This window comes from Aquisalimonas sp. APHAB1-3, assembly GCF_048323695.1.
Lineage (GTDB): Bacteria > Pseudomonadota > Gammaproteobacteria > Nitrococcales > Aquisalimonadaceae > Aquisalimonas.
This window is the reverse complement of the sequence record NZ_JBLWFT010000008.1, coordinates 1-13,676: the sequence shown is the minus strand read 5'-3', so window position 1 is coordinate 13,676 and position 13,676 is coordinate 1. Positions and strand designations below refer to the sequence as shown.

At 59.5% G+C, this 13,676-nt stretch carries 8 protein-coding genes; 7 read left to right on the top strand and 1 reads right to left on the bottom strand.

Features of this window, described 5'->3' with window-relative positions; all coding sequences use genetic code 11:
• Nucleotides 1-70 precede the first annotated feature (70 nt).
• The 3 genes from ACNSTU_RS12150 (at nucleotide 71) to ACNSTU_RS12140 (ending at nucleotide 5,489) form a co-directional block, all read left to right on the top strand.
• Nucleotides 71-1,243, top strand: a complete 1,173-nt coding sequence (locus tag ACNSTU_RS12150) for a patatin-like phospholipase family protein (protein ID WP_418212420.1) — start codon at nucleotides 71-73, stop codon at nucleotides 1,241-1,243.
• A gap of 209 nt (nucleotides 1,244-1,452) precedes the next feature.
• Complete coding sequence (locus ACNSTU_RS12145; RefSeq protein WP_418212419.1) at nucleotides 1,453-4,743, top strand: LAGLIDADG family homing endonuclease; 3,291 nt, start codon at nucleotides 1,453-1,455, stop codon at nucleotides 4,741-4,743.
• 20 nt (nucleotides 4,744-4,763) lie between these two features.
• Nucleotides 4,764-5,489: an NrdJb gene (locus ACNSTU_RS12140; RefSeq protein ID WP_418212418.1), complete on the top strand. Its 726-nt coding sequence runs from the start codon at nucleotides 4,764-4,766 to the stop codon at nucleotides 5,487-5,489.
• A gap of 200 nt (nucleotides 5,490-5,689) precedes the next feature.
• Here the strand turns inward: ACNSTU_RS12140 and ACNSTU_RS12135 are convergent, their stop codons facing one another.
• A complete protein-coding gene (locus tag ACNSTU_RS12135) occupies nucleotides 5,690-6,655 on the bottom strand; it encodes an integron integrase (protein ID WP_418212417.1) in 966 nt (321 codons plus the stop codon).
• A 190-nt stretch (nucleotides 6,656-6,845) separates the two neighbouring features.
• Between ACNSTU_RS12135 and ACNSTU_RS12130 the strand changes: the two genes are divergently transcribed.
• From ACNSTU_RS12130 to ACNSTU_RS12115, 4 genes are read left to right on the top strand one after another with little or no spacing between them, the layout of a single operon-like run.
• A complete protein-coding gene (locus ACNSTU_RS12130; RefSeq protein WP_418212416.1) occupies nucleotides 6,846-8,393 on the top strand; it encodes a type I restriction-modification system subunit M in 1,548 nt (515 codons plus the stop codon).
• Nucleotides 8,390-9,040, top strand: a complete 651-nt coding sequence (locus ACNSTU_RS12125; protein WP_418212415.1) for a restriction endonuclease subunit S — start codon at nucleotides 8,390-8,392, stop codon at nucleotides 9,038-9,040. The genes ACNSTU_RS12130 and ACNSTU_RS12125 overlap by 4 nt, the downstream gene beginning before the upstream one ends.
• A 1-nt stretch (nucleotide 9,041) precedes the next feature.
• Nucleotides 9,042-10,220, top strand: a complete 1,179-nt coding sequence (locus ACNSTU_RS12120) for an AAA family ATPase (RefSeq protein WP_418212414.1) — start codon at nucleotides 9,042-9,044, stop codon at nucleotides 10,218-10,220.
• Nucleotides 10,217-13,321: a type I restriction endonuclease subunit R gene (locus ACNSTU_RS12115; RefSeq protein ID WP_418212413.1), complete on the top strand. Its 3,105-nt coding sequence runs from the start codon at nucleotides 10,217-10,219 to the stop codon at nucleotides 13,319-13,321. The genes ACNSTU_RS12120 and ACNSTU_RS12115 overlap by 4 nt, the downstream gene beginning before the upstream one ends.
• Nucleotides 13,322-13,676 lie beyond the last annotated feature (355 nt).

Below are 13,676 nucleotides of genomic sequence, written 5' to 3'. Positions count from 1 at the left end.
GGAGGGGGGCAGCGGCATGATCTGGCGGGCAAGGGAGGTCTCGGCACGTGGGCCGAAATCAGGGCCTTGCGTGGGTCTGATCCTCTCCGGCGGCGGCGCCCGCGCCGCATACCAGGTAGGCGTGCTGCGCGCCATCGCCCGGATGCTGCCACGCCATGCCGGCAACCCCTTCCCGGTGATCTGCGGCACCTCCGCCGGCGCCCTGAACGCTGCCGCCCTGGCCACCCACGCCACGCGCTTCCGCCAGGGCGTGCGCGGGCTGGAGGAAGTCTGGGGTGGCTTCACCGCCGAGCAGGTCTACCGCACCGACGCGCTCGGCGTCTCGGCCCGTGCGATGAAGTGGCTCTCGGCCCTGTTTCTGGGTGGCGTGGGCGCCCACCGCCCGGTGTCGCTGCTGGACAACCGCCCCCTGCGCGAGTTGCTCGGCAACCTGATGCGCTTCGAGCGCATCGAAGAGGCCATCGCCAGCGGCGACCTGCGTGCGCTCAGCATCACCGCCTCGCGGTACACCGGCGGCGAGTCGGTGTCGTTCTTCCAGGGCGACCGCAGCATCAATGAGTGGGGGCGGGCGCGGCGGGTGGGTGTGCGCACCCAGCTGGGCCTCCAGCACCTGCTTGCCTCCAGCGCCATCCCGGTGGTGTTCCCGGCCGTGCGCATCGGCGACAACTTCTACGGCGACGGCTCCGTGCGCCAGCTCGCGCCCATCAGCCCGGCGCTGCACATGGGTGCCGACCGGGTGCTGGTCATTGGCGTGAGCGGCCGGGTGGGGGCTCTGCCGCCGGGTCGCGTGCCCGAGCGCTACCCCTCGGTGGCGGAGATCCTCGGCCACATGCTCGACTCGGCCTTCATCGACATGCTCGAAGGTGATCTCGAGCGGCTGGAGCGCATCAACCGCACAGTGGACCTCATCCCCGAGAAGGCCCGTCACACCCACGAGTTGCCCCTGCGCCGGGTGGAGGCCCTGAAAATCTCCCCCAGCGAAGAGATCGACGAGATCGCCGCCCGCCACGCCCACGAGCTGCCGCGCTCGCTGCGGTTCTTCCTCAAGGGCAGCGGCGCCACCAGTGGTGGCGGATCCACCGTGGCCAGCTACCTGCTCTTCGAGCAGGGCTTCTGTCAGGCCCTCATCGATCTGGGCTACAAGGACGCCCTCCAGCGCGAAGACGAGATCCTGCGATTCCTCGGCCACGACCCCGCCGTGGTTTACGGGCGCTCCGGCGCCGTCCCCGCCGATCTGTGGTGAATTTTCCCCGTTAATGAACCGGTCGTTCAGAGTCCGTTTTCCCGGTTGTGTCAACCGTTGACTTGCACACTGGATATTCTAAGATGCTCTTCATTCACCCCAATATATAGGGGTTAGCGGGTACAAGTTGTTCATATCTTGTGGAACAGCCTGTGGATAGCTAACGCAAGTCGTTGATGAAAAACCAACAGTCATGGGAGTACTGACGGATGACGAGTGCAGCCGAGGCCCGGGATGTGCCGAAGGACGTAACCGAGATCGAAATCCAGAGTGCGTCCTGGGATATCTGGGATAAAAAGTACCGCCTGAAAGCAAAGGATGGCCGGGTGATCGACGAGACCGTCGATGACACCTACAAGCGGGTGGCGCGCTCCCTGGCTCAGGTTGAAACTACCAAGAAGAAGCGCGAGGAGTGGTACGGCAAGTTTCTCTGGGCCCTGCGCCAGGGCGCGATCCCGGCCGGCCGCATCACCTCCAATGCTGGCGCCGAAGCGCACAAGCCGGCCACCAGCACCATCAACTGCACCGTCTCCGGCACTGTCGGCGACTCCATGGACGACATCCTGCAGAAAGTGCACGAAGCGGGGCTGACGCTGAAGGCCGGCTGCGGCATTGGCTACGAGTTCTCCACCCTGCGGCACAAGGGCGCCTACGTCTCCGGCGCCGGCGCCTACACCAGCGGCGCGCTGTCGTTCATGGATATCTACGACCGCATGTGCTTCACCGTCTCCAGCGCCGGCGGCCGCCGCGGCGCGCAGATGGCCACCTTCGACGTGGGCCACCCGGACGTGCTCGATTTCATCCGCGCCAAGCGCGAAGACGGCCGCCTGCGTCAGTTCAACCTCAGCCTGCTCATCACCGATGAGTTCATCGAGGCCGTGCGCAACGACGCCGACTGGGCGCTCGCCTTCCCGGTGAGCCCGCGCGAAGTGGAAGTGGACAACATCGACCTCAACGACCCGTCCGTCATCCGCTGGCGCTACTGGCCGCGCAAGGAAGGCTACGTCACCAACGAGGAAGGTCTGGTCGCCTGCCGCATCGAGCGCACCGTGAAAGCGAAGCGCCTGTGGGACATGATCATGACCTCCACCTACGACTTCGCCGAGCCGGGCTTCATCCTCATTGACCGCGTCAACGAGATGAACAACAATTGGTTCGACGAAGACATCCGCGCGACCAACCCCTGTGTGACGGCAGATACCTGGGTACAGACAGACGAAGGTCCCCGTCAGGTCAGCGAGCTGATTGGTCGGCCGTTCCAGGCCGTGGTCGACGGCGTCGTCCACGCGAGCGGTGAGGACGGCTTCTTCCGTACCGATACCAAGGCCGTTGTTCGGCTGCAGACTGCCGAAGGCTACAACCTGCGGCTCACGGAAGACCACCGCGTGCGGCGGGTTTCGCGTTTCACGCGCTACTCCACCGAGACCGAGTGGTGCGCAGCGGGTGAACTGCGCGCCGGCGACCGGGTGCTTCTGAACAACCATCGGGACCTTCCCGAGTGGGAGGGTGAGCTTTCCGAGGACGAGGGGTATCTCCTTGGCCTTCTCGTGGGCGACGGCACACTGAAGCAGGACAAGGCCGTGCTCTCCACCTGGGCGCCGGCGGCGGTTGCCAACGGCGATGACGGTGCGCCTTCAGATGGCGTGCGGGCCATCATGGCGCGTGCCGAAGCAGCAGCCCGCGAACTTGGCCACCGTGCTGATTTCCGGGGCTGGCAGGCCGTTGCCGGGCGCAGTGAGTGGCGGCTGTCCACTGCAGCGCTGAAGACGCTTGCCGGCCGGATGGGCATGACGCCCGGAAACAAGGGTGTAACGACGGAAATCGAACGCTCCTCCGCGCGCGGCCATGCCGGCTTCATTCGTGGCCTGTTCGACGCTGACGGATCGGTTCAGGGTTCCCAGACAAAGGGTGTGAGCGTGCGCCTGGCGCAGTCTGACATCGCGCGGCTCGAAGGCGTGCAGCGCATGCTGCTGCGCCTGGGGGTGGCCTCCACCATCTATCGTGATCGTCGTGCCAACGGCGAAGCACAGCTCCCCGATGGCAAAGGCGGTACTGGGACCTACGCCATCCAGGATCAGCACGAGCTGGTGATCAGTGGTGAGGATCTGGCGGTTTTCGCCGAGCGCGTCGGCTTTGGTGACAGCGACAAGCAGAGCCAGCTTGAAGCGTCGCTGGCCGGCTATACCCGTGCCCTTAACCGGACGCGTTTTGTGGCCCGAGTGACCGAAGTGGAAGCAGACGGCGAAGAAGACGTCTACGATGTGCAGGTTCCAGGCATTAATTCATTTGATGCCAATGGGTTGCACGCACACAATTGCGGTGAACAGCCCTTACCGCCCTACGGCGCCTGCCTCCTCGGTTCCGTGAACCTCACCAAGTTCGTGCGCGAGCCGTTCACCGAAAACGCCTACTTCGACTGGGACACCTACCGCGACGTGGTTGCGGTATTCACCCGTATGCTCGACAACGTGGTGGAAGTGAACGGCCTGCCGCTGCCCGAGCAGCAGAAAGAGATCATACGCAAGCGCCGCCACGGCATGGGCTTCCTGGGCCTGGGCTCCACGGTGACCATGCTGCGCATGAAGTACGGCGATGCCGACTCCGTGGCCTTCACCGAAGAGGCGTCCAAGCAGATGGCCCTGCAGGGCTGGCGCACCGCCGTGGATCTGGCCGACGAGAAGGGCGCGGCGCCGATCATGGACGAAGACTTCACCGTCACCCACGAGATGCTCGCCAAGCGCCCGCGCATGGCCGAGGACGGCTACAAGGCCGGTGACAGCGTGAAGGGCCGCGTGCTCATGGCCCGCTACAGCCACTACATGGAAAAGGTCGCCGACGCCGACCCGGAGACCGTGGACGCCATCGCCGAGAAGGGCGCGCGCTTCACGCACCACAGCTCCATCGCGCCCACGGGCACCATTTCGCTGTCGCTGGCCAACAATGCCAGCAACGGCATCGAGCCCAGCTTCGCGCACCACTACTACCGCAACGTGATCCGCGAAGGCCGCAAGTCGAAAGAGAAGGTGGACGTGTTCAGCTTCGAGCTGCTGGCCTACCGCTCCTTCATCGACGCCTCCGGCCTGCCCCAGGCGGCGGATGCCCACAGTTCCGGCCTGCCGGAGTACTTCATCACCGCCGATGAAGTCACGCCCAAGCAGCACGTGGACATCCAGGGCGCGGCCCAGAAGTGGGTGGACTCCTCCATCTCCAAGACGGCCAACGTGCCCACGGACTACCCCTACGAGGACTTCAAGGATATCTACATGTATGCCCATCAGCAGGGGCTCAAGGGCTGCACCACCTTCCGTTTCAACCCGGAAGCGTTCCAGGGCGTGCTGGTGAAGGAAGAGGATCTGGCCAACACCACCTACCGCTTCGAGCTGGAAGACGGCAGCGTGGTCGAGGCCCAGGGTGGCGACGAGATCGAGTACGACGGCGAAATGCACACCGCCGCCAACCTCTTCGACGCCCTGAAAGAAGGCTACTACGGCAAGTTCTGAGCCCACGGAGGAATCGCACCATGGCTATCAAGATCGACAGCAAAATCGTGGGCTACGAAGTCGCCAAGCCGGACGACGGCGAAGCCAAGCCCACCAACGCCCCGGCAGCAACAACCGAGGCTGCCAACGCCCCCGACATCGAGCACATGCACGAGTCGGTGCAGCGCCCCAACGAGCTGGAAGGCAGCACCTACAAGATCAAGACGCCGCTCTCCGAGCACGCGCTGTACGTGACCATCAACGACATCGTGCTCAACCCCGGTACGGATCATGAGCTCCGGCGGCCGTTCGAGATCTTCATCAACTCCAAGAACATGGACCACTTCCAGTGGATCGTCGCCCTCACGCGCATCGTCTCCTCGGTGTTCCGCAAGGGCGGCGACTGCACCTTCCTGGTGGAAGAGCTGCGCTCCGTGTTCGACCCGCGCGGCGGCTACTTCAAGAAGGGCGGTCGGTTCATGCCCTCGCTGGTGGCCGAGCTTGGTGACGTCATCGAGACGCACCTGAAGAAGATTGGCATGATCGAGTCCGAAGAGCTGGATGACCACCAGAAGGCGTTCCTGGAGAAGAAAAAGGCCGAAGCCGCCGGCCACAACCCGGCCATGGACGCCGCCGCGGCCGAAGCCCCGGGCGAGGGCGATTTCCCGGAGAACGCCCAGCTCTGCAAGAAGTGCAACGTCAAAGCCGCGATCCAGATGGACGGCTGCATGACCTGCCTCAACTGCGGGGACAGCAAGTGCGGCTGAGCTAAGCCGCACCCTGGCAGGAAACGACAAACCCCGGTCGCCGTAAGGTGCCGGGGTTTTGTTTTGGGGCATACGCCATGGCACACCCGGACCAACCGTTTGGCACACCGCCCGATTTCCGCTACTGTCGTGGAAAAACGACAAGCGGAAACCGCGCCATGGACCCAGGCCGTCACAGCATTGATCACAGAGCACTGCCGTCAGGCCACGTCCAGCGGGCTCCGCACCCCTTTCCCGCCACGGTTCAGCACATGCGTGTAGATCATCGTGGTCCGCACATCACTGTGGCCGAGCAGTTCCTGCACCGTCCGGATGTCGTACCCGGATTCCAGCAGGTGCGTGGCGAACGAGTGCCGGAAGGTGTGGCAGGAGGCCGGTTTCGTGATTCCCGCCTTACGCACCGCTGCTTTCACCGCCCGCTGCAGCCGCTTTTCGTCCACATGGTGTCGACGCGTCTTCCCGGAACGCGGATCAACAGACAGCCTCGATGCGGGGAACACGTACTGCCACCCCGTCTCCTGCGGTGCCGCCGGATACTTCCGCGCAAGGGCGTTGGGCAAGTACACACTGCCATAGCCGGAGGCCAGATCCTGCCGGTGGATCTCCACCGTCCGCCGGACCTGCTCCGCGAGGCCTTCAGCAAGCGAGTCCGGCAGCATGGTTACCCGATCCTTGCCGCCCTTACCGTCGCGCACCATGATTTCCAGGCGGTTGAACTCCACGTCCTTGATGCGGAGTCGGACGCACTCCATCAGGCGCAGACCGGCGCCGTAAAGCAGCTTCGCCATCAGCGCATTGGTTCCGTCCAGGTGCGCCATCACCGTTCGCACCTCGTCTCGCGTGAGGACAGTGGGCAGCCTCTCCGGTTTCTTCGCCCGCTCCACACTGGAAACAGCATCAAGCTGCTGGCCGAGCACATCCCGATAAAGGAAAAGCAGCGCGCTGAACGCCTGGTTCTGCGTCGATGCGGCGACGTTGCCCTTGGTCGCCAAGTGCGTGAGAAAAGCCTCGACCTCGGACGCCCCCATCGTGTTCGGATGGCGTTTTCCGTGGAAAAGAATAAAGCGGCGAATCCAGTGAACGTAGGCCCGTTCCGTGCGGATGCTGTAGTGCTTGAATCGAATGCGCTCCCGGACCTGGTCCAGCAGCTTCGGCGCCTGATCCATGGCGTCTATGCTCCCTGCGGTTGTCGGAGTGTAACCCCAGAAGAAGCTACCTGCGACGCGGTTCGAAGGCAAGAGAACGAGTGTTACACACCAGAATCAGCGTGTTTTAACACGCCATTATTGGTGTCTACTTTTAGTTATGCCCGCACCGACCTAACCCACAACCTTGCTCATAAAATAAGGCAACACCATGACCAGCATCCAGCAATTCGATGAACTCAAGCGCCGCATCTGGCAGATCGCCAACGACGTGCGCGGCACGGTGGACGGCTGGGATTTCAAGCAGTATGTGCTTGGCGCGCTGTTCTACCGCTTTATCAGCGAAAACTTCGCCCGCTACATCGAGGGCGGGGATGAAAGCGTCAACTACGCGTGCCTGAGCGATGACGTCATCACCGATGACATCAAGGATGATGCCGTCAAGACCAAGGGTTATTTCATCTACCCCAGCCAGTTGTTCAGCAACGTGGTGGCGGGCGCGAATCAAAACGACAACCTCAATACCGATCTCAAGGCTATCTTCACTGCCATTGAAGGCTCGGCGCTGGGTTACGACTCCGAGGAAGACATCAAGGGCCTGTTCGACGACTTCGACACCACCAGCAACCGTCTGGGCAAGACCGTCAAGGACAAGAACAGCCGCCTGGCTGCGGTGCTCAAGGGCGTGAATGAGCTGAAATTCGGCCACTTCGAGGACAGCGGGATCGATGTCTTCGGCGATGCCTACGAATACCTGATCGGCAACTACGCCGCCAATGCCGGCAAATCCGGCGGCGAGTTCTTCACTCCGCAGCACGTTTCCAAACTCATTGCTCAGCTCGCCATTCACGGCCAGGCCAGCGTCAACAAGATCTACGACCCCGCCGCCGGGTCCGGCTCGCTGCTGCTGCAGGCCAAGAAGCACATGGATGACCACCTGATCGAAGACGGCTTCTTCGGCCAGGAGATCAACCACACCACCTACAACCTGGCGCGGATGAACATGTTCCTGCACAACGTGAACTACGACAAGTTCAACATCCAGCTGGGCAACACCCTCACCGAGCCGCACTTTCGCGACGACAAGCCCTTTGATGCCATCGTCTCCAACCCGCCGTATTCGGTGAAATGGATCGGCAGCGACGACCCCACCCTGATCAACGACGAGCGCTTTGCGCCGGCCAGCGTGCTGGCACCCAAATCCAAGGCCGATTTCGGCTTTGTCATGCACTGCCTCAACTACCTGTCCGCCAAGGGCCGGGCGGCCATCGTCTGCTTTCCCGGCATCTTCTACCGCGGCGGTGCGGAGAAAAAGATCCGCCAATACTTGGTGGAAAACAACTTCGTCGAAACCGTCATCGCCCTGGCGCCCAACTTGTTCTACGGCACCACCATCGCGGTGAACATTCTGGTGCTGTCGAAGCACAAGGCGGATACAAGTGTGCAGTTTATCGATGCCTCCGGTGAGGACTTCTTCAATAAGGGCACCAACACCAACTTCATGACCGACGAACACGTCGCCGAGATCGTGCGGCTGTTTGACGAGAAGGAGGATGTCGCCCATGTCGCCCACTCCGTGCGCATGGAGGTGATCGCCGAGAATGATTTCAACCTCTCCGTGAGTTCCTATGTGGACGCGAAGGACACGCGGAAAGTGATTGATATCGATGAGCTGAATCGGGAGATTGCAGCCACCGTGAGCAAGATTGATGGGCTGCGCAAAGACATTGATGCAATTGTGAGGGAGATTGAAGTGTGAGCGATTCACAGAGCACAGCGCACAGTGCACAGTTGCCGGCGTTTTTGGAGAAGTTGCTGGATGGTGCGGGCGTGGAGTGGGTGCTGCTAGGCAACGAGAAATTTATCGAAGTTGCCAATCGGGGCCGACGGCCGGTTAAGGCATCGTTGAGGATTCCCGGCGATACACCGTATTACGGCGCCAATAACGTACAAGATTATGTTGAGGGCCACACCCATGAAGGCGAGTTCGTTCTAATCGCCGAAGACGGTTCCGCAAGCTTGGAGAGATACTCAATCCAATACGCTGTCGGAAAGTTTTGGGCCAATAATCATGTTCACGTGATCGGAGGGAAGGAACGCGTAAACACCCGCTTTCTATTTCATTTTTTGTCCGTAGTCAACTTCATCCCGTACTTGTCGGGAGGCGGACGAGCAAAGCTCACCAAAGGGAAGCTGCTTGAAATCCCAATCCCCATCCCCTGCCCAGACAACCCGGAAAAATCGTTGGCCATCCAGGCGGAGATCGTGCGCATCCTGGACTGCTTCACCGAGCTGACCGCCGAGCTGACCGCCGAGCTGACTGCCCGCCAAAAGCAATACGAGTATTACCGCGATTTGCTGCTGAGCTTCCCCAAGCCTGAAGCCCAACCAGAGGTGGTGTCCTGAGATGAGCCAGAGCTTGAATGAAATCGCCGAGCAACTTCGCGACAGCGACAAGAAAGTACACTTGATCTACGCCTTCAATGGCAGCGGCAAGACGCGTCTGTCGCGTGCGTTCAAGGAATTGATCTCTCCCAAAAATCTTGATGAGGCTGACGGTGAGGAGGAAGAGAAATCGAAAGTCCTGTACTACAACGCCTTCACCGAAGATCTTTTTTACTGGGACAACGATCTATTAGCTGATACTGATCGCAGGCTAGTCATTCGACCGAACGGCTACACTGACTGGGCGCTTAAGGATCAGGGGCAAGAGCCAAATGCGACCAGGCACTTCCAACGCTATACGAGTAGCAGGCTGCTGCCGGAGTTCGACCCCGATTTTAAAGAAGTTCGCTTTAACTTCGATGGCGGGGACGAAGGTGTCGAGCACAATATAAAGATCTCCAAGGGAGAAGAGAGCAACTTCATTTGGAGCATTTTTTTCAGTCTGATTGAACAAGTCGTTTCCACGCTGGGCGAGGAGGAGCAGGATTCAGCAGGACCGTTTTCCCATCTGGACTATGTATTCGTAGACGATCCAGTCAGCTCATTGGATGATAATCACCTTATTCAGCTAGCTGTAGACCTGGCAACGCTGGTCAAGAGCAATAGTTCTGAGTTGCGATTCATCATTTCGACTCACAACCCATTATTCTTCAATGTGTTGTCAAACGAACTGCGGAACAATGGGAGCAACGGTAGTAGCTGGCGGCCCAAATATCATGCGAAGTGGCTGCTCGAAAAGACAGAGCTCGAAACGTTTGAACTTCGAGAACAAAGTTCCGACGCCCCATTCTCTTACCATTTGTTCCTAATGCAGGAGGTCAGGCAGGCTATTGAGTCCGGCGAAGTCAGAAAGTACCACTTCGGGTTCATGCGAAACATACTCGAAAAGACCGCGACGTTTCTTGGGCTCAAGCGGTGGGAAGAGCTTCTGCCAAAGACAAGCGAGGGAAAGACTGACCCCTACGCACAGCGGCTCGCGAACTACGGGGCGCATTCGAAGCACTCAGGTGAAGAGATCGAGTCGATTCCTCCAGAAATCAAGAACATGCTTAAAACCATCTACGAACATTTTGTTGCCAGCGGCCTTAAGTTTGAAGAGACGGAAGAAGCGCCAGTTGCAGAGGCAGAAACCACTCCATGACAGATTGCAGAACAATCGCTGAAACCAGAAACTTCATCGTCCTCGACCGCTATAAACGTGACTACGAGGTGCGGGAGGACTACCAGAGCGAAGACGCGCTGGAGCGGGAGTTCATCCGCGATCTGCAGAACCAGGGCTACGCCTACGCAGCCGACATACGCTCACCGGAGGCAATGCTGGCCAATGTGCGGGTGCAGCTGGAGGCCCTGAACGATGTGCGCTTCTCGGATCACGAGTGGCAACGCTTTGTCGAGCAATACCTGGACCCGGCCAGTGAGAGCAGCACCGACAAGGCCCGCAAGGTTCACGAGGATTACATCCACGATTTTGTGTTTGATGACGGCCACATCGAGAACATCTACCTGCTGGACAAGCACCATGTGCTGAATAATCGGCTGCAGGTGATCAAGCAGTTTGAGCAGACCGGCAGTCAGGCTAACCGCTATGATGTGACCATTCTGGTCAATGGCCTGCCGCTGGTGCAGGTGGAGCTGAAGAAGCGCGGCGTCGCGATTCGCGAAGCCTTCAACCAGGTGCACCGCTACAGCAAGGAGAGCTTCAACTCCGAAAACTCGTTGTACAAGTTCCTGCAGTTGTTCGTGATCTCTAACGGCACGGATACCCGCTACTTCGCCAACACCACTGCGCGCAACAAGAACAGCTTCGACTTCACCATGCACTGGGCGCAGGCGGACAACGCGCTGATCAAGGATCTGAAGGACTTCACCGCCACCTTCTTCCAGAAGCACACGCTGCTGGAAGTGCTGCTGAAGTATTCGGTGTTTGACGTAGGCAACACCTTGCTGGTGATGCGCCCGTACCAGATCGCGGCCACCGAACGCATTTTGTGGAAGATCAAGAGCGCCTTTGAGGCCAAGCAGTGGAGTTCCATCGAAGGCGGCGGCTTCATCTGGCACACCACCGGCTCGGGCAAGACGCTGACCAGCTTCAAGGCCGCCCGGTTGGCGACCGAGCTGGAATTCATCGACAAGGTGTTCTTCGTCGTCGACCGCAAGGACCTCGATTACCAGACGATGAAGGAGTACCAGCGCTTCTCGCCGGATAGCGTCAACGGCTCCGACAGCACGGCGGGCCTCAAGCGCAATCTGGACAAGGACGACAACAAGATCATCGTCACCACCATCCAGAAGCTAAACAACCTGATGCGCAGCGGGGACGAACTGCCCGTCTACCGCCAGCAGGTGGTGTTCATCTTCGATGAGTGCCACCGCAGCCAGTTTGGCGAGGCGCAGAAGAACCTGCAGAAGAAGTTCAAGCGCTATTACCAGTTCGGCTTTACCGGCACGCCGATCTTTCCGCAAAACGCGCTGGGCGCGGAGACCACCGGCAGCGTGTTCGGGCGTGAGCTGCATTCCTATGTAATCACTGACGCTATCCGCGATGAGAAGGTGCTCAAGTTCAAGGTGGACTACAACGATGTGCGGCCGCAGTTTAAAGCCATCGAGACTGAGCAGGATGAGCAGAAGCTCACTGCTGCCGAGAACAAGCAAGCGCTGCTGCATCCGGATCGCATTCGCGAGATCACGGATTACATTCTCAGGAACTTTCGCCTGAAAACGCATCGCGCCCATATGGGCAGCAATGGCTTCAACGCCATGTTTGCGGTGAGCAGCGTGGATGCCGCCAAGGCTTACTACGAAGCCTTTGGCGAGGCGCAAGCCGACGTCGAGGAAAACAAGCGCCTGAACATCGCCACCATCTTCTCGTTCGCCGCCAATGAAGCGCAGGACGCAATCGGCGACATCGCCGATGAGAGCTTTGAGGTGACGGCGATGAACAGCAGCGCCAAAGAGTTTCTGAACAAGGCCATTGACGACTACAACGCCGCGTTCAGGACCAACTTCGGGGTGGACAGCAAGGGCTTCCAGAACTACTACCGTGATCTGGCGCAGCGGGTCAAGAAGCAGGAGGTGGACCTGCTGATCGTCGTGGGTATGTTCCTGACCGGATTTGATGCCCCCAGCCTCAACACGCTGTTCGTGGACAAGAACCTGCGCTACCACGGGCTGCTGCAGGCGTATTCGCGCACCAATCGCATTTATGACGCCACCAAGACCTTCGGAAACATCGTGACCTTCCGTGATCTGGAGCAGAGCACGATTGATGCGATCACACTGTTCGGCGATGCCAATACACGCGACGTGGTGTTGGAGAAAAGCTACAGGGAATACATGGAGGGCTTCACCGACATCGCCACCGGCAAGGCCAGCCGTGGCTATGTGGAGGTGGTGCAGGAGCTGAAAAACCGTTTCCCCGATCCCAACAATATCGTCAAGGAGCAGGACAAGAAAGACTTCGTCAAGCTGTTTGGCGAGTATCTGCGGGTAGAGAATGTGCTGCGCAACTACGACGAATTCACCGGCCTGCAAGCGTTGCAGGCGGTGGACCTGGAAGATGCAGGCGCGGTTGAGGCCTTCAAGGCCAAGCACTATCTCAATGACACTGACCTGGAGGCCATGCAAAAGATTGACGTACTGCCTGAGCGTCTGATTCAGGACTATCGCTCGACCTACAACGACACCCGCGACTGGCTGCGGCGGCAAAAGGCAGGGGAGCAAAAAGACGAATCGACGCTGGACTGGGATGATGTTGTTTTTGAAGTGGATTTGCTGAAATCCCAAGAGATCAACCTAGATTACATCCTGGAGCTGATCTTCGAACACAACAAGAAGAACAAGAACAAGGATGACCTCATCGGCGAGGTGCGCCGGCTGATCCGCGCCAGCGTAGGCAACCGGGCAAAAGAAAGCCTGATCGTGGACTTCATCAACCAGACCGACCTCGACGTCATCGGCGACAAGGCTAGCATCATCGATGCCTTCTTTACCTTCGCCCAGGCTGAGCAAAAGCGAGAAGCCGAGTCATTGATTGAGTCTGAGGGTCTTAGTGAGGAAGCCGCGCGGCGCTACATCAAGGCCTCACTGAAGCGAGAATACGCTACCGAAAACGGCACTGCGCTGAATTCCACGCTACCGAAAATGAGCCCGCTCAACCCGCAGTACAAAACGAAAAAGCAGACGGTATTCGAGAAGATTTCTGCGTTTGTCGAGAAGTTCAAAGGCGTTGGTGGGCAGATCTAATCAAGGTGCCATAGTGGAAGGCGGGCATAACAAATCGTTGCAGCGGACGTTTGACCCGCCAGCCGCTTTTGCTGTCGCAAAAGCAACTGCCGCCTAAACGCCGCTGAACTCAAGCGTTGGGCAAAATTGGAAGGCTTATGAACCCCGAATGGTTCGGCGACTCTTACGACATCGTCAAAAGGTTCCTTTCTGCCGAGTTGCGGCGTGTCGGGTTTCGGGTATATGCAGAGGGTTCTACCCCGATTTTACGGACGCTTCTAAAAAGCCCGATACTGGGCAAAAGGAGTGTTCATGTCGAAGAGAAGACGATACAGCGAAGAGTTCAAGCGCGGCGCGGTCGAGCAGGCGCGGCAGC

Excerpts from the sequence above, each read along its gene's own strand:
- ACNSTU_RS12135 (WP_418212417.1), bottom strand. The coding sequence starts at position 6,655 with ATGGATCAGGCGCCGAAGCTGCTGGACCAGGTCCGGGAGCGCATTCGA.
- ACNSTU_RS12120 (WP_418212414.1), top strand. The coding sequence starts at position 9,042 with ATGAGCCAGAGCTTGAATGAAATCGCCGAGCAACTTCGCGACAGCGAC.
- ACNSTU_RS12130 (WP_418212416.1), top strand. The coding sequence starts at position 6,846 with ATGACCAGCATCCAGCAATTCGATGAACTCAAGCGCCGCATCTGGCAG.
- ACNSTU_RS12140 (WP_418212418.1), top strand. The coding sequence starts at position 4,764 with ATGGCTATCAAGATCGACAGCAAAATCGTGGGCTACGAAGTCGCCAAG.
- ACNSTU_RS12115 (WP_418212413.1), top strand. The coding sequence starts at position 10,217 with ATGACAGATTGCAGAACAATCGCTGAAACCAGAAACTTCATCGTCCTC.
- ACNSTU_RS12145 (WP_418212419.1), top strand. The coding sequence starts at position 1,453 with ATGACGAGTGCAGCCGAGGCCCGGGATGTGCCGAAGGACGTAACCGAG.